The following is an 18,347-nucleotide window of genomic DNA, read 5'->3' on the forward strand; positions in this document are numbered from 1 at the left end:
CTTTACAACATTAGCCGGACAATCAATGAACAATCAAGAGATAAAAGAACTTCTGGATAGATATGTGGCAGGTAATTGCAGTCCGAATGAAAAGGCGCTGGTGGAGCGTTTTTATATGGAACAAGTACAGGAAAGGAAATTTTCCGGAGATCCGGAAGATCTTTTGGAAAAAGGAGCGTCCATGTGGGGAAACATCTCAGCGCACATTGATTCTGATCAAAGAAAACCAAATCCTTATAAATTTAATGCAGTTAAGCTATCCGCTGCTGCGGCCGTGCTCATCGTGATTGGTGTTGCTTTTTACTTCTACCAATCACCGGTAAAAAAACAAAATGTCCTAACTGTGCCGGTGCCCCAATATGCTACTGATATCAAACCAGGTGGCAATAAAGCAATTTTGACACTGGCCAACGGAAAACAGGTGATACTCGATGAGGCAAAAGACGGAGTCCTGATCAGCCAGTCGGGAATGACGATTAGAAAGTCAGGAAATGGTCAGTTGGTATATCAGATTAATGCTGGCTCCCAGCCAGATGGACCGGTTTTATACCATACCATTTCAACTCCTAAGGGAGGGGAATATCAGATTACACTTCCGGATGGTACTCATATCTGGCTAAATGCCGCCTCATCACTGCGCTTTCCTGACCGTTTTAAAGGGAAGGAAAGAAATGTAGAACTAAAAGGTGAGGGTTATTTTGAAGTCGCTAAAAATAAAGCAATGCCTTTTAAAGTAAAAACCGGAAATCAAATGATACAGGTACTCGGCACACATTTTAATGTAAAGGCTTATGAAGACGAAGCTTCCTATAAGACCACACTTCTGGAGGGAAGTGTTAAAGTATATTCAGGCAAACAAGGCAGTATCATCAAACCCGGAGAACAAGCTAAGGTTTCCAAAGAGGAAGGAGATCAGATCAGGATTGCTCAGGTTGATGTGGAAGAGGAAATGGCCTGGAAAAATAATAAGCTCATATTCAACAGCAAACCTTTGAAAGACATCATGCGATCGGTTTCCCGCTGGTACAATGTGGAAGTGATCTATGAAGGGCAGATCGCTGAGAAAGTGTTTACAGGGACGATTTCCCGGTATGAGAATGTAAGTGAGGTGTTAAAAATGTTAGAATCAACGAATCTTGTACACTTTAAAATCGAAGAAAGGAGAATAACCGTTATGCCGTAAACTTTTACACAAATAGGTTAATCTAAGAAGCCAGGAGTGCTGAGAACACTCCCGGCAAGTTTAGATTTTCTTATTGATCAATGTATTTAAACAGAATCAATTAACCCCCGGACCATTCTTTCAACTGAAGAGGAATAAATGGAACGGGAAATCTAACCAAATCAAATGTATGAAATTTTCTAATTTATTGGGCTGGCCGATCGGTTGGCCGGTAAGCTATGTATTGCAAACTGACTCAGGGGGGCTGAGCATCAGTTCGGAGCTGATAAAACGAATCATTATGCGAACAAAAATAACTTTTGTTTTATTGATCACCTTATTTTTACAGGTTGGCCAGGCTGCTCATGCCCAGCGGATTACCCTGAATTCCAGAAATGCTGATTTAAAGACCATCCTGAAACAGATTGGAAAACAAAGTGGGTATCAATTCCTTTATGGTGACGATGTGCTCAGTAAAACAAAACCTGTGGATATCAATGTTTCAAATGTGTTGCTGGAAGAGGTTTTGAAACAGTGTTTTTCCGGACAAGGGATTGTTTATCACATTATAGACAAAACCATTGTCATTAAAACTGCTCCTGTTCCATTGAAAACGAGCTTTTTTGTCGTTAGCGGACTTTTAAAAGGTAAAGTTTCCGATGCCAAAGGACCGATGGCAGGAGTAACCATTAAACTGGAAGGTCCTGCAGGCCAGTTAACCAAAACAACAGATGAAAATGGCAATTATATTTTTGCCAACCTTCAGCCAGGGGTATATCAGCTTTCCTTTTATTATATTGGTTATACCAGTGTTTCAAAAAACCTAACGGTTACCGAAGGGCAGAATCCTGACCTGAATATCCTGATGACTGAAGCTACGGCCCAGCTTGGAGAACTCGTGGTGGTGGGTTATGGTACTCAAAAGAAAGGTGACCTTACCGGTGCTATCGGAGTGGTGAATGTAGAGAAGCAATTAAAAGGCAGGTCTGTAACGAATGTTCAGGAGTTGCTTGCTGGAGCAATTCCTGGTTTGAATGTAACCAAGAACTCCGGTGCTGTGGGCTCAGCTGCGAATATCAATATCCGTGGTACGCAAACAATGGGAAATAGCTCCGGCGTATTGGTGATCATCGATGGGAATGTGGGGAACATCAACACCCTAAACCCTAATGATATTGAGAGCATATCTGTTCTTAAAGATGCGGCTTCAGCCTCAATTTATGGGGCGAGGGCAGCAAACGGAGTCATGTTGGTGACCACCAAGCAGGGAAAAGGCGGGGATGGAAAACCTGTAGTGGAGTTCAATGAAAGTGTGGGGATTCAAAAACCACAGTTTCAGCTAAAGTTTGTCGGGGCATCAGACTTCATGAGATTGAAAGATCAGGCCTTACTTAACGATGGAGCAGGTACCAATGCGCTTTATGGTGAAAAAGGACAGCAGGATCTGGCCAATGGTTTATTGCCTGATAATGAGTGGTATAAAGCCATTTATAAGAACAATGCACTGATCAGTAATAACAATGCTGCGGTTTCTGGAAATACAGAATATGTGACCTATCGCTTGTCTGCATCTTATGATTATCAGAATGGAACACTACCAAATAACAATTACAACAGGTACGTCATTAAGCCCAATTTAACTGTCCGGTTATCAGATAAAATATCTGTTGCAGCGAACCTGCAGTATACCAATACCTACCTGAATGAGCCGAATGGAGGAACAGAAGGTTTCCAGTCGCAAGCCATTAGAAATTCTCCGATCGTGCCCATAAGGAATGCCATGGGCCAATATTTTAATACCCGGTCAATCGGAGGTAATCCTATCGCCAGTATCAATGAAGGAGGGTATACAAGAAATGAATATAAAGAACTTCTGGGAAATCTGGATTTGAATTATAGCCCCGTTAAAGACCTGAACTTTCAGGGACGTTTTGCAAGGTCATCAACGGATCAGTATACAAAAAACCGCGTATTGAGCTATCCATTGTTCAATGCAGATGGAACGATGGGATTGCTGGCAAATAACGTCACCAGCCAGCGGGAAACTGAAAGCCTAAATTACAGAAATACCCTGCAGGTAACAGGGGATTACAGCTACAATATTGGGAAGCATGGATTTAAATTGCTGGCTGGTTACTCAAAGGAATATTATTACCAGAATAGTTTTTCTGCTTTCAGGGATAAACTTCCTTTCAATAATATTGACGTGATCAATAGCGGTGCCAGCACCAATATGCAGTCGACGGGGACGGCAAGAGATTATGCTTTTCAATCGGGATTTGGCCGCTTGAACTACAATTATGATGAGCGTTATCTTTTACAGGCAAGTATCCGTGCTGATGGGAGTTCTTATTTTGGACCGGGAAACAAATGGGGTTATTATCCAACGGTTTCTGCAGGCTGGAACATCCACAGGGAATCCTTCTTTAAATCGGAATGGATTTCTCAGCTTAAACTAAGGGCTTCTTATGGTGAAGCTGGAGATGCCCAGAAGCAAATAGACAACAATAACCCGAATTTTTACCCTTATGCCACGATTTTAGATTATAACCCGGCGATATATGGTTTCAATGGTGTTGCGGTGCCGGGAGCACTTCAGTCTCTGGCAGTTGACCCTAACATTGTCTGGGAGGTATCCAAACAAAAGAATATCGGAGTAGATCTTGGGTTATTTAAACAGCGGGTAAACCTGAGTGTTGATTATTTTGACAATACCCGCGACCGGATCTTATTCAGAAGTACGGCACCTGCCGAATTTGGATTGGCCGGCCCGCTCACCAATGGTGCAGTTCTGAAAAATAAAGGCTGGGAATTTGGTGGAAACTATGCGGATCAGAAAGGTGATTTCAGCTGGGGTGTTGGTTTTAATCTGAGCTGGTCAAAAACAAAAGTGGTCAACAATGGCACAAACCCTCCGGTAAACGGGAACAACATTTCTGAGATCGGACAGCAATTTAATCTGTTATATGGTTTGCAGGCGATTGGTTTATTTCAAAGCGCAGCAGAAATTGCAGGAAGTCCTTCCCAGGGATTGAATATTTTTCCGGGAAACATTAAATATAAAGATGTGAGTGGTCCCAATGGACAACCAGATGGCCTTATTAATGGATTAGACCGGGTGGTACTCAACACGAAGGTACCTATGATCTTCGGATTAAACCTGAACTTCGGATGGAAGGAGTTTGATTTCTCTGCAAATCTAAATGGCAGATTTAACAATTATTTATACCTGAGCGGGTATTCGGTATGGCCTTTCTTCCTGACGGATAACGTTCCGATCGGAGGACTGGATCATTGGACACCAGATAATCCCAACGCAACAAACCCGAGATTATCAGTGCTCAATACTTCAAATGACACTCAGTTTTCCAGTTATTGGCTGAGGAAAGCAAACTACCTGAAAATCCAAAACGTCCAGGTTGGCTATACACTCCCCGACAAGCTGTTAAAGAAGGCAAAGATCAAAGGGCTGAGGCTCTTTTTATCCGGGCAGAATATGGCTACGTTTTCGGGAATCAATTTCGATCCCGAAGCCAATCTTGGTTATTATCCGCTTTCGAGGACTTATTCTTTCGGTATAAATGCTAAACTGTAAAAAAATGAAAAAGATATTGATACTAATAATGGGAGCGGTAGTTTTTTGCGGATGTAAAAAAGTACTTGAACTCGACCCACTGGCGAATGCTTCTGAAAATACTTATTTTAAAACGGCTGAGGATGCAAAGGTTGGCTTGAATGCGGTTTATGCCACTTTGCCTAATGATCGTGATTTTTGGAAAGATTGTAGTAGTGATAATTCCATCATGACCAATGCCTGGGGGGAAGGTGGGATGGGATTCATTAATCAGGGAAGTCAGAAGGCTTCAGATGCTTATTTGCTGGAAGAATACAGCACGCCTTATCAATCTATACGCAGGGCACTCTATTACCTGACTAAACTTAAAGCAATAGATTTTGATGCGAATTTAAAAAAGCGCTATGAAGCGGAAGCCAGATTTGCCCTGGCTATGCGGTATTTCAGATTGGTGGAACATTTTGGTGATGTTCCACTGATTAAAGAGCAGCCGGTATTACTGGAAGAATCTAAAATCCCCAGAAATGCGAAACAGGAAGTGCTTACTTATGCTTTACAATGTGTTAATTTTTCTGTGGACAACTTACCTGTCGCTTATACGGATGCCAGTGATAATGGCCGGATTACGAAAGCTGCAGCATTGATGTTAAGGGCAAATATTTATTTGTATATGGCCAGCTGGGCTAAATTTCATACCGGATCTGGGGCCACCGTTTACTGGCAACACGCGGCAAATTCAGCAGATTCGGTAACTACAATGGGGTATCGCCTGGAAGATGATTTTGCCTTTGTTTTTACAGAAGCCGCAAATAACAACAATAAAGAGGTGATCCTTGGGCGTCAATATGTGAAAAACCTGATTACCCATATGTTGCCCGTTCTTGCTTCACCAGGAGGAGTTGGGGTAACTGGTGAAGGATGGGCCAGTTTTTGTGCCACTCGTGATCTGGTGGATTCTTATGAATGTACAGATGGGAAAACCATCCAGACTTCGTCGCTTTATAACCCTGCAAATCCTTATCAGAACAGAGATAAGCGGCTTGCAAAGACGTTTATCCTTCCCGGAATCCCAATTAAAAGACCCGACGGAACAATGAAGCCTTTTCAGCCGGATCCATCCTCTGGTATGCCAGAGCGGATTGGTGCTGAAGGTGGTGGTGGTAAAACAGGGTATATGTATCTGAAATTTAATGACCTGAATACCCTGAGACCTGATGAGTCCTATATCAACTGGCCAATCTATCGCTATTCCGAAACTTTGCTCATCATTGCCGAGGCATTTAATGAATTTTCTCCCGGAAATCCAAAGATCAAATCAGCCATTGATCAGGTCAGACAAAGAGCAGGGCTTCCGGTGGTAGAACCGTCGGTGTCTGCTGATCAGTCGGCAATGCGTACTTTGATCCGTAATGAACGCCGGCATGAGTTTGTTGCTGAGCACAAGCGTTATTTCGATATACTGAGATGGAAGACTGCAGAAATTGTACTGAATCAACCTGCATATGGAATAAACGTAAATGTGACTGATCCGGTAGGGGCATATAATGTTCCTCAGATCAAAGCACAGGATCGCGCTTTTGATGCATCAAGAATGTATGTATGGCCCATTCCGCAATCGGTAATAGATGCAAATCCAATGATTAAACAAAACCCTGGTTGGTAATATGAATGCCCGGAGGTCAATCTTGTCATTTGTATTGGCCTCCTTTTTTAGCTTAAACCTTAATCGATTTTGTCTAAACATTGTGTGATTTTGGCAGCGGATCAATAATGCAGGTGAAACTATTTACATTTAGTTAAACAAGCCGCTTTTAATTCGGGAACCACACACACACAAAGAAACCTAATAAATTAGTAATTATGAAAACCACCTCAACAGACCGAAGGGACTTTCTCAAGAAAGCTGGCTTGCTTACTGCAGGTTTCGCCTTTTTGCAATTCCCTGTCTGGGCAAAAAGTATTTTTGCTATAGACTATCCCAAACACAATATCCCTGAAGAAAAAAATATAGATCCTCAATGGTTAAAATCGCTTTATAACCGTGGGGAAAGAACTGCCTATCTGAAAAGCAGGAATGAACTGCGTTATATTGGCATGCCTGTTGGAGGTTTACATGCCGGAACGGTGTATGTTGGCGGAGATGGAAGACTTTGGCTTTGGCAGATTTACAATGAAACCTTTGAGGGGAATCAGGAAGGAATTGATCCTAAGGTGGTCAACTGGAATGATGGAACCTCCGTAAGAAAGATCCGGGTGAGGGATGGTGCTGCCTATGTAGAGCCTACTATTGCGGGTAATAAACGGGTCCTGGACCAGGGTTTTGCGGTAAAGGTGGTCATCAATGGGAAAACCATTATAAAAGAACTGAATGAAGAGCATTGGGAAGAGGTGATTTTTACACCTGCTTATCCGATGGCCACCATCAGCTACCACAGCAAGGATTTTCCGCTGGCTGTTCAACTTAAAGTTTATTCCCCATTTATTCCTCTGGATGCGGCAGATTCTGCATTGCCGGCAACGGTATTGAGGCTGGAGGTTAAAAATACAACCAATAGTCCTGCAGAAGTTTCCCTGATCGGCTGGATGGAAAACGGAGTGAATAAATTAAGTGCTAAGGAAGGTGCCGGAAAACGCAAAAATGAAGGCAGTTCCACGGCAAACTCCAGTCATATTTTTTCAACTTTTGAGGGAACAGAAGAATTGGCTAAAGAAATAGACCATGGCAGCATGTGTTTCAGTTTTCATGGCAGCAACGCAAAGCGCTATGCGGCTTTCCAGCCCTGGCCGGTAAATGAACAAAGCTTCAAGACCCTGGTGGTGGAACAGGCTACTGCAATGGCTCCTGAAAAACTGGTTGGCGGGATTGGCACCACCAAAAATCTTGCTCCCGGAAAATCTGTTACTGCCGATTACTCTGTAAGCTGGCATTTTAATAATGCCAATCCTAAACTGAAAAATCTGGTGAAAGATGCCGGAGAAGGTTATCAGTATGGTAAAAGGTTTAAAGATGCAAAAGCGGTAAGTGTTTATTTGAACGATCATTTCGGGAAGCTAACGACTACAACTGAGCTTTGGGTGAAGACCTGGAACGATACCACTTTGCCACATTGGTTTATGGAGCGGACCTTTTTAAATATTGGTACCCTTGCTACCGCCAACACTTATAGATTTGCCGATGGAAGGTTCTGGAGCTGGGAAGGAGTGGGGGCTTGTGCCGGAACCTGTACCCATGTCTGGCAATATGCACATGCGGTTGCCCGCATCTTTCCCGAGCTGGAAAGAGACTTGCGCCAGCGCGTAGATCTTGGACTTGGATTTAAAGAAGAAAGCGGGGCGATTATGTTCCGGGGGGAAAATGAAACCCATCCGGCAATTGACGGACAGGCGGGGACGGTATTGCGCTTTTACCGGGAGCACCAGATGAATGCTGATGATTCCTTTTTGCGGACCAACTGGCCAAAGATCAAAAAAGCAGTGGAATTTATGCTGGCTCAGGATAAAAACGGAGACGGGATGACCGATACGCCAATGGAAAATACATTGGATGCTGTCTGGGAAGGGGAGATTGCCTGGATTGTAGGTCTTTGTATTGCAGCGGCTAAAGCGGCGCAGCTGATGGCCGAAGAAATGGGCGACAAAACCTTTGCTCAGTTATGCGAAACTTATGTCGCCAATGGACGTAAAAACATGGAAAAGGAACTCTTTAACGGAGAGTATTTTATCCACCGTCCCGATCCGGTACAGGGAAGAAAAAAATTAGGCTCGTACAATACCTGTCATATTGATCAGGTTTACGGACAAAGCTGGGCCTTCCAGGTTGGTCTGCCAAGGGTGCTGGCTAAAGATAAAGCAGTGGCCGCACTGAAAGCATTGTGGAAATACAATTTCACGATGGATGTGGGCCCTTATATTAAAACCCATGTTGGTGGCCGTCCATATGCGCTTGAAGGAGAAGGCGGGATGGTGATGAATACCAATCCTCATAACGAATCGCAGCCTTTCGGCGAAAATGTAACCTGGCAGCTGGGGTACTTTCATGAGTGTATGAGTGGATTTGAACACCAGGTGGCTGCACATATGATGGCAGAAGGAATGGTTGGGGAAAGCCTCGTCTTGACCCGCGTAATCCAGGATCGTTACCATGCTTCAAAAAGAAACCCTTTTAACGAGATCGAATGTAGTGACCATTATGCCAGGGCAATGGCCAGTTATGGAACCTTTATCACAGCTTGCGGATTTACCTGTCATGGGCCGAAAGGAGAGCTGGGTTTTGCTCCGAAATGGAACAAAGGGGATTTCAAAACACCATTTACCACAGCCGAAGGATGGGGTACGTATGCGCAAAAGAAAACAGGAATGAAGCAGTTGCATAGCCTGAAAATGAGCTATGGAGAGTTGGCCCTGCAAAAGCTGACACTGGAGAGAATTGACAAGGGAGCATTGAAATCTGTGACAGCGACGCTGGATCAGGTCAAAGTGCCGCTGAGCTTTAAACAGCAGGGGGAGGTATTGGAATTGGTGTTTGATAAAAAGCTGATGATTAAGGAGAACCAAAGTTTAAACCTGGTGTTTTCTTAATTCACCAAAGAATATATATGCATATGATCGCTTCATAACCGCTAAAACCACAAACATATCCTTATGAAAGTATTATCAATAACTGCTTCTAAAGCAATGCTGATTTCAATTGGAATCAGCATTGCTTTCCTGAGTGCAGGATGTAACCCTCCAATGGATCAGAAAACAAACCTGATTCCTGAAAAAAACAGTAACAACTGGAAGCAGCAGTTTGATGAAAAATTGCCACTGCTAGGGCATAGGAACTGGATCCTTATCGTAGATAAAGCGTTCCCTGAGCAGAATGCCCCGGGCATGGAATACATTTACGCCAATGAAGATCTTTTACCTGTGTTAAAACTGGTATTGGGTCAGGTGAACCAATCTACACATGTAAAACCGATCATATACCGGGATAAAGAGCTGGATTTTATTAAAGAGGAGCAGGCCAAAGGGGTGACACAGTTTGTCCGGGATGCAAAGACCATGTTCGGTACACAAAGTGTACAAACCATTCTGCATGATGAGGTCTTTAAAAAATTAGATGCGGAATCAAAGTTGTTTAAAGTGTTGGTGATCAAAACGAATGAAACCATTCCTTACACCTCTGTTTTCCTGCAACTGGATTGCGGATATTGGAATGGGGATAAAGAATTACAACTGCGAACAAACATGAAGAAATAGTGGTGTAAAGCCAAAATCCCTTAATAATTTGACAAAAAGATAAATTTTCTGCTCGTTATTTGTGCCGTTCTTTGGGTAACACACCTGAAACCAAACCAAATATGAAGTTTTACCGGAACTTTTTTCTTTATGCAATTGGCCATACTTTCCTTTTTGCAATGAGTCATTCTGTCTATGGACAGTCTTCAGATATTCAAGTTTATTTTAAGAAACCGGCGGCCTCCTTTCAGGAGGCTTTGCCTTTAGGGAATGGCCGTTTAGGGGCCCTGATCGGAGGGAATCCTAATAAAGACCGGATTACATTGAATGAAATCTCCTTATGGTCTGGCGGGGTGCAGGATGCCGATCATGAAAATGCACACCAATACCTGAAAGCCATTCAGGATTACCTGGTAAAAGGACAAAACAAAGAAGCGCAGGAGCTGCTGCAAAAGCAGTTTGTGGCAAAAGGAGCAGGTTCGGGCTCAGGAAACGGACAAAATGTCCCTTATGGCTGTTACCAGACCATGGGCGATCTGTTCATCTCCTGGAAGGATACTACGACCGCTTATTTGGATTACCACAGAACGCTGAATCTGGAAAAAGCAATGGCGAGAACTACCTGGAAACGCAATGGGGTTACCTATACACAGGAAGCGCTGATCAGCATTCCCGGAAACATCATGATGATCAGGATCACTGCCTCGCAAAAGGGAAAAATCAGCCTTTCCACCAGTATGAGCAGGAAAGAAAATGCCATTGTAGAAAGCAGGGGACAAGGTCTGGTGATGACCGGACAATTGCCAAATGGTAAAGCCGCCGGATTACGCTTTGCTGCAGGATTACAGGTCCTGAACAAAGGTGGAAAGAAATCCATTAAAGGAAAGGAAATTGAAATCTTAAATGCCGACGAATGTATCCTGCTCTGGACGGCAGCTACAGATTATAACATTGCTGATTACACCAAAAGAGGGGCAGACCCGGAGCAAGTTGTAAAAAACAACCTGCTTGAAGCAGCGAAACAAAGCCCCCTGCAATTAGAGAAAGCACATGTGAAAGCTTTTGGCAGTTTCTTCAACAGAAACCGTTTTTACCTTAAGGGGGCAAGCACAGAAGTTGCCACTTTAAGTACTCCCGAACGATTAATCCGCTACGCAAAGCAATTGCCAGATCCTCAGTTTCCGGCATTGTATTATAATTTCGGACGTTATTTACTGATCTCTTCTTCGCAGCGGGGAAGCCTACCCGCCAACTTACAAGGACTTTGGGCAGAAGAATACCAGACGCCATGGAATGGAGATTACCATATGAACATCAATATCCAGATGAATTACTGGCTGGCGGAACCCACCGGATTAGGAGATCTGGCAGACCCATTACACCGCTTTATTGCCGGCCTGGTTAAACCCGGGATGAAAACTGCGAAAGCTTATTACAATGCTCCGGGATGGGTGGCACATGTGATTGCCAATCCCTGGGGCTACACTTCTCCGGGAGAAGGGGCAGAATGGGGCTCTACACTGACCGGAGGAGCATGGATGTGTGAACACATCTGGGAACATTATAAGTTTACCAACGATAAGGCCTTCCTCGCCAAATATTACCCTGTACTCAAGGAAGCGGCTAACTTTCTATCCGCTATCCTCATTGAAGAACCGGAACATAAATGGCTGGTTACCGCGCCCTCCAATTCTCCGGAAAATACCTATATCATGCCAAATGGTTTTAAAGGACAAACTGCAATGGGGCCAACGATGGACATGCAGATCTGCAGGGAAATTTTTGGTTACAGCATAGCCGCGGCAAAGATTTTAAATAAGGATCAGGACTGGGCAGGAAAGCTAAGCAACATCAGAGAGCGACTTGCCCCTAACCAGATCGGCGCTGCGGGAGATATCAATGAATGGCTGAACGACTGGAAAGATGCGGAGCCTCAGCACCGCCATACTTCTCAGTTGTATGGATTACATCCTTACGAAGAAATCACACCCTGGGGTAGTCCTGAACTGGCCAATGCTGCGCGGGAAACACTGAAACAAAGAGGCGATGGAGGAACAGGCTGGTCAAAAGCCTGGAAGATCAATTTCTGGGCAAGACTTGGTGACGGCGATCATGCTTTAAAACTATTTCAACAACTCGTAACTCCTGTAGATCCAATGAGCAAACTGAACATGCATACCGGTGGAACCTATCCAAACCTTTTTTGTGCGCATCCGCCATTCCAGATTGACGGAAATTTTGGAGGAACAGCAGGAATTGCAGAAATGCTGATGCAAAGTCATGGGCAGGACAATGTGATCCGGATCTTGCCGGCATTACCTGCCAATGCAGACTGGAAAGATGGAAGTGTGAAAGGAATGCGGGCCAGAAATGCTTTTGTGGTTGATTTCGAATGGCAAAATGCACAATTGAAAAGCGGTAAAATACTGGCTTTAAATGGCGGTGACTGTCGTGTTGCCTTACCTGAAAATACCCAGCTTAAAGATCAGCAAGGTAAAATCATTGCCCGGACAAAAGGTAAAGCCGAAGTACTCAGTTTTAAGGCTGCCAAAGGTTCTTCTTATAGCTTTCAACGTGACTAGCCGGGAATTATAAAAGGCCTTCTTATATTTATAGGAGTTAATGACCACTTCATCACAAAAAAAATACCTCAATGAAAAAGATTCCCTTTTTGATCAGCTTAGCACTTTTGTCAACCGCTTTGTTTGCGCAGAAAAAACCGAATATCGTCATCATCGTTTCTGATGATCATGCGTTCCAGACGATCAGCGCTTATGGCAGTAAACTAATGCAAACCCCTAATATCGATCGGATTGCAAAAGAAGGGGTGTTGTTCAATAAGGCTTATGTGACCAATTCAATTTGTGGCCCGAGCAGGGCGGTTATTCTGACCGGGAAATACAGCCATAAGAACGGATTTAAAGACAATGACCATTCCAGGTTTGATGGCAATCAGGATTCTTTTGTCAAACAGCTGCAATCCGGAGGATACCAGACCGCATGGATAGGGAAATGGCATCTGGGAAGCAACCCGGAAGGATTTAACTACTGGCAGATCCTGCCCGATCAGGGAGATTATTACAATCCTGATTTTCTGATGATGGATGGCAGCAGAAAGAAAACAGAAGGTTATGTTTCCAACCTGATAGAAGACGCTGCGGAAGATTGGATGGAGAAAAGAGACCTTGCTAAACCTTTCTGCCTGGTGATCGGACATAAGGCCACACACAGGTCCTGGATGCCCGATACTACAGATATGGGACGTTTTGAAAAGACAGATTTTCCAATGCCTGCAAATTTCTACGATACTTACCAGAACAGGGAAGCAGCAAAAGTTCAGGACATGACGATTGATAAAACGATGACCCTGGGTTATGACCTGAAAATGCTTTCCTACAGCAAAAACGGAGAGCCCGCGGTGAACCGGATGAACAAAGCACAACGTGCGAAATTCGATGCGTATTATCAACCCATAGAAGCTGATTTTAAAGCCGGAAAGCTCGAAGGAAAGGCACTTGTGGAATGGAAATACCAGCGCTACATGAAAGATTACCTGAGCACTGCAGCTTCCCTGGACCGCAATATCGGACGTACCCTGGATTACCTTGATCGGCACAACCTAAAAGAAAATACGATTGTGGTTTATCTGTCAGATCAGGGGTTTTACATGGGAGAACATGGTTGGTTTGACAAACGTTTTATGTATGAAGAGTCTTTCAGGACGCCCATGATGATGCGTTATCCGGGAATGATCAAAGCGGGAAGCAAATCAGAAGATTTTGTGATGAACCTGGACCTTGCCCCAACCATGCTTGATGCAGCAGGATTAACCCCGCCAAAAGAGGTACAAGGGAAATCTTTCTTGCCCTTGATCAAAGGAAAACCTACAGAAAAAGGCAGGGAGGTCATGTATTATCATTATTATGAAAATACCGTCCATTCTGTATCTCCACATTTTGGAATCAGGACAAAAAGATACAAGCTGATCCGTTTTTACGAACGGGTAAATGGCTGGGAGCTCTTTGACCTTCAAAAAGATCCTGCTGAAGAAAATAACCTCTTCGGTAAAAAAGGCTATGAGCAGCTAACTAAAGAATTAAAAGGAATGCTGAACGCGCAGATCCTAAAATATGACGATCAGGAAGCAGGCAAATTAATGGAATAAAACGCGATTTGAAATTTACGCAAGCGTTTGCGTTGAGATGGGACTAAAAGGGGAGAAGGGGAATCGTTATATTCGTTTTGAGAACGTTTTAAGAACGTTCTGAGAATGTTTTAAAAGAACAATACTAACCAAACATAACCACCAAATGAAACCGAACCGTAGAAAATTTTTACAAACACTAGCCATTGGATCCAGCGCCATGGCGATTGGGCTCCCTGGCTTCTCCAAAGATCCGGGAGCTGAAGAAGAGCTGATGGACCATTATGCCGGAACCGCGCCAAAATTTAACATGTGTGGCTATGCAGCACCGAAAATTGATAAAGTCCGCATTGGCTTTATTGGTCTTGGAATGCGCGGGCCAGGTGCCGTTGGACGAATGTCATTCATTGAAGGAGTAGAGATTAAAGCCCTTTGTGATAAACTTCCGGAAAGGGCCACAGCTGCACAAAAAATTCTGGAAAAAAAGGGCCTTCCTAAAGCAAAAGAATATTCCGGTGAAAATGGCTGGAAAGAAATGATCGAAAAGGAAGACCTGGACCTGATTTATATCTGTAGTCCATGGCATTTACATACCCCAATGGCAGTTTATGCCATGGAGCATGGAAAACATGCCGCTACGGAAGTTCCTGCGGCACTCACCCTGGAAGATTGCTGGAAACTGGTTGAAACCTCTGAAAAGACACGTAAGCATTGTATGATGCTGGAAAACTGCTGTTATGACTTCTTCGAAATGCTCACTTTAAACATGGTCCGCCAGGGAATGTTCGGGGAACTGATCCATGCAGAAGGTGCTTATATCCACGATTTATTAGGCCTGAACTTCAATAAGAAAGGTTATGAAAGCATGTGGAGATTAAAAGAGAACATTGATTTCAATGGTAATTTATATCCAACCCATGGTTTAGGGCCTATCGCTCAATGTATGAACATCAACAGGGGTGATAAAATGGATTACCTTGTTTCTGTATCCACCAATGATTTTATGATGGGGAATGAAGCCAAAGAAAGAGCAAAAACAGACCCTTTCTACAATGAATTTGTAGGCAGAAACTACAGAGGGAATATGAATACCACAACCATCAGGACCAGTAAAGGCAAAACCCTGATGCTGCAACATGATGTGACTTCTCCAAGACCTTATTCCAGAATCCATTTGTTAAGTGGTACGAAAGGATTTGCCAGCAAATGGCCGGATCCGGAACGCATCACCTTTGGTGAAGAATGGTTGAAGCCTGATGAACTGAAAAAATTATACGATACACATACCCCTCCCTTGATCAAACATGTTGGAGAGATCGCGAAAAAAGTAGGCGGACATGGTGGAATGGACTTTATGATGGACTGGCGACTGATTGATTGTCTGCGCAACGGCCTGCCATTGGATCAGGACGTGTACGATGCTGCAGCATGGAGTTGTATTGTACCATTGAGCAAGAAATCTGTTTCGAAAAGATCTGGCAGTGTAGATATTCCTGATTTCACCAGAGGTGGATGGACGAGCAATAAACCTGTGGATTTAACACTCGATGGAGGCGGAAATACTACTGTGAGAAGTGTGAAATAAACCCGGATAAAGCATATTTATAAGAACCCCGGAATTGTCGCAAACGTTTGTGCAGTCCCGGGGTTTTGTCATATGAAAAACCTTTATGGATAGCTAGTGTTTAATGCTGGCTGTTTGTTGACAGACATTCAAAATATGATAACTTTGGTGATATGAGAACTATATATGACATTGAATATCTTCAAGAGGTAACTACTGAAATCCAGGACTGGGATTATGGGTTGGTGCAGGGGATGGGAGTATTTTCAACTTCTGAAAGGTATGCTCATATTGAACTAAAAGTTTATACAAGGGACCATTATACAGATCAGATCATCTGGAACGTAAAGGAAGAATACATTCCTGCCGATTTAAGCGATTTCCGTGATGAAATCGAAGAAGTCCTCACTTTTTTTGGTAATTATCTTTACGCGTTAAAGGGTAGACGGGAAAAAAAACTGGTGTACGAGGTGATCGATGGAAGCTTTTGTCCTGACACCTGCATGAGATCATTTGTTCGTGCAACAGCGAGGGCATTGGTGAATTGCTTTAATAAAGAACGGTTTAAACCCAGTCCTGCGGATTTGAACAGGATTAGGAACAGCCAGGCAAATGGCCTGGAACTATTAAAATCTTTTCTAACTCATGCTTCGCAGGAAGAAGTTGTTGCATCCTTGAAAAATGTGAGTCTTACCGTCGATTTTAAAGCTCTTTTTACTGAAAATGAGCTGTTTTTGATAAACGAAAACTTGTATAATTCGATAGAAATATTGAAAAAGAAAGAAATAAGCCAGGAGGCTTATTTTAAGAAGCATAAGCTGATCACAAAATATGGAGATATCTCCCAGATTGGAATGGCTCATCTTGTGCTGATTCTGAATAGAAAGGATCTTTTGCCACAGGTTGGCGTATTTCAGGATGAAGAAATAGCCTATAAATTTTTGTCATGTTAATCCCATATCTGAGCAGATAGCTTCATTGCCAGTCGTATCAATCTGATTTTCTTATCTTTGCGGCAATGAAGCTTGCCATACAAAAACCCCGATACCTGATGGCTATCGGTTTTACCATCTTTCTGTTTATCGCCGGGATTATCCTTTTTACCGGTCATCTGGTTGAAAAACGCCTGACCAAAATTGCCGCATTTTCCGGAGTAAATGTATACCGTCAAAAGGTGAATGTTTTTCGTTATGAGTTCAATAACCTGTTAAAAGGAACACAAATCGCGGCAAACCTATTTCCGAAATTAAGCGAAGACATCTCTGAAAAAAGTTTAAATCAAAGCCTTGGTACCTTATTGTTATCTGATGAAAAGGTCAGGCAGGCATGGTATGTCAGGATAAAAGGAAAGGATACTTCTTTTGTATATCTGCTGCGAAAAGTAAATACTTTTCAGAAATCTGCTATGCCGGGTTATGTCAAAGTTTGGGTAAGAAAACAATTGCTGCTTAAAACAGCCGGGAGTTTAAATACAGAGATGATCAATGTTGCCGATTCTTTACATTGGTTAACGGCAACAAATAAGCGGCAGCAAGGGAATACCTTATTGCTGATGGGACTGGATATCAACCTGAAAGATTTGCAGCGATCTTTTTATGATGTAGATGCAACAGGGATTTCCTATGCCTTTATCGTTGATGAAACGGGGCTTTGCATTACTAATCCAAATGAGAAACTGATTGGTCAGCGTCTCTATGAGATGAAGCCGGATGCGATGATCAGTCAGGTGATTGCTGATGGAAATATCAGAAACGAGGTGGTGATGTCTGACTATCTGAAGCTTCCGGTCACCAGGTATTATATTCCGGATTTAATTAAAGGATTGAACTGGACCATTATCGTGGATATCCCTGGTTTTGTCTTAGATGAGGATCTGGCAGCCGTCCGCTCTTACTCCATTTACATGGGGCTGATTGCCGTGGCAGTTATTCTGACCCTGATCTGGCTCTACCAGCGAAGGTGGCAAAAGGAATTTTTGCTGAGAAGGGAAGTGGAGATTCACCGTCAGGAACTCTCTATGGAGAAACAGATGCTCAACACCATCGCAGAACGCCAGCAAAAGGAAAATGCCTTGCTGCAACTGGGAAAATTAAAAGAAAAAGTGAATCCGCATTTCCTGTTCAATTCCTTGAGTTCTTTAAATGCATTGATTGTCCAGGACCCTGATCTGGCCAAGTCTTTTGTCGTGAAGTTATCCAGGGTATACCGTTATGTGCTGGAATCCTATCCCAATGGATTGGCTACCGTAGCGGAAGAGCTTCGTTTTATGAATGAATATTTTTTCTTATTAAAGATCCGTTTCGGAGAAGCCCTGCAGCCCTTAGATTTGGATTTGTCTGAAGAACACCTGCAAGGGAAGATTCCCTTTATGAGTTTACAAACCCTGATCGAAAATGCCGTAAAACACAATGTCCTCTCCAAATCCAAACCGCTAAAGATCAGGATTGAAAGCAGGGACGATGGAATTGTGGTGAGCAATAACCTTCAGTTGCGCCCGGATGTCAGGGACTCTGGAAAGCAGGGCTTAAACTACCTTCAAAGCACCTATGCCTATTTTGGAAATGAACAGCTGAAATATGGCATCGAAGCTGGTCAGTATCAGGTTTATCTGCCTGTTCTTTATTTAACTGAATAGTAATCAGGACATCATAATTAATTAACAATGATTTTTTTCACTCCTTAA

10 protein-coding genes are annotated in these 18,347 nt (G+C 43.2%); all 10 read left to right on the top strand.

What is annotated here, in order from left to right; translation table 11 throughout:
- Nucleotides 1-25: 25 nt before the first annotated feature.
- The 10 genes from BUC20_RS24210 to BUC20_RS24255 all read left to right on the top strand — a co-directional run bounded on the left by BUC20_RS24210 (nt 26) and on the right by BUC20_RS24255 (nt 18,299).
- Complete coding sequence (locus BUC20_RS24210) at nt 26-1,183, top strand: FecR family protein (protein ID WP_073234191.1); 1,158 nt, start codon at nt 26-28, stop codon at nt 1,181-1,183.
- A gap of 169 nt (nt 1,184-1,352) precedes the next feature.
- Nucleotides 1,353-4,757 (top strand): TonB-dependent receptor, encoded by a 3,405-nt coding sequence (locus BUC20_RS24215; protein ID WP_200801006.1) that lies wholly within the window; start codon nt 1,353-1,355, stop codon nt 4,755-4,757.
- 4 nt (nt 4,758-4,761) lie between these two features.
- A complete protein-coding gene (locus BUC20_RS24220; protein ID WP_073234192.1) occupies nt 4,762-6,399 on the top strand; it encodes a RagB/SusD family nutrient uptake outer membrane protein in 1,638 nt (545 codons plus the stop codon).
- A 197-nt stretch (nt 6,400-6,596) separates the two neighbouring features.
- Nucleotides 6,597-9,314, top strand: coding sequence for a GH116 family glycosyl hydrolase (locus tag BUC20_RS24225; protein ID WP_073234194.1), 2,718 nt, complete (start codon nt 6,597-6,599; stop codon nt 9,312-9,314).
- 63 nt (nt 9,315-9,377) lie between these two features.
- Nucleotides 9,378-9,977, top strand: coding sequence for an RbsD/FucU domain-containing protein (locus BUC20_RS24230; protein ID WP_143166902.1), 600 nt, complete (start codon nt 9,378-9,380; stop codon nt 9,975-9,977).
- Between the two features lie 101 nt (nt 9,978-10,078).
- Nucleotides 10,079-12,538 carry a glycosyl hydrolase family 95 catalytic domain-containing protein gene (locus BUC20_RS24235; RefSeq protein WP_200801008.1) on the top strand — a complete coding sequence of 820 codons (2,460 nt, stop codon included), beginning with the start codon at nt 10,079-10,081 and terminating at the stop codon, nt 12,536-12,538.
- A 71-nt stretch (nt 12,539-12,609) separates the two neighbouring features.
- Entirely contained in the window at nt 12,610-14,121 is a 1,512-nt protein-coding gene (locus BUC20_RS24240) for a sulfatase family protein (protein WP_073234200.1), read from the top strand.
- 145 nt (nt 14,122-14,266) lie between these two features.
- A complete protein-coding gene (locus tag BUC20_RS24245; RefSeq protein WP_073234203.1) occupies nt 14,267-15,685 on the top strand; it encodes a Gfo/Idh/MocA family protein in 1,419 nt (472 codons plus the stop codon).
- A 152-nt stretch (nt 15,686-15,837) separates the two neighbouring features.
- Nucleotides 15,838-16,617, top strand: a complete 780-nt coding sequence (locus BUC20_RS24250) for a hypothetical protein (RefSeq protein ID WP_073234206.1) — start codon at nt 15,838-15,840, stop codon at nt 16,615-16,617.
- Between the two features lie 65 nt (nt 16,618-16,682).
- Nucleotides 16,683-18,299 carry a histidine kinase gene (locus BUC20_RS24255; RefSeq protein ID WP_073234209.1) on the top strand — a complete coding sequence of 539 codons (1,617 nt, stop codon included), beginning with the start codon at nt 16,683-16,685 and terminating at the stop codon, nt 18,297-18,299.
- Nucleotides 18,300-18,347: the final 48 nt, after the last annotated feature.

The organism is Pedobacter caeni (assembly GCF_900129215.1).
Taxonomy (GTDB): Bacteria; Bacteroidota; Bacteroidia; order Sphingobacteriales; family Sphingobacteriaceae; genus Pedobacter; species Pedobacter caeni.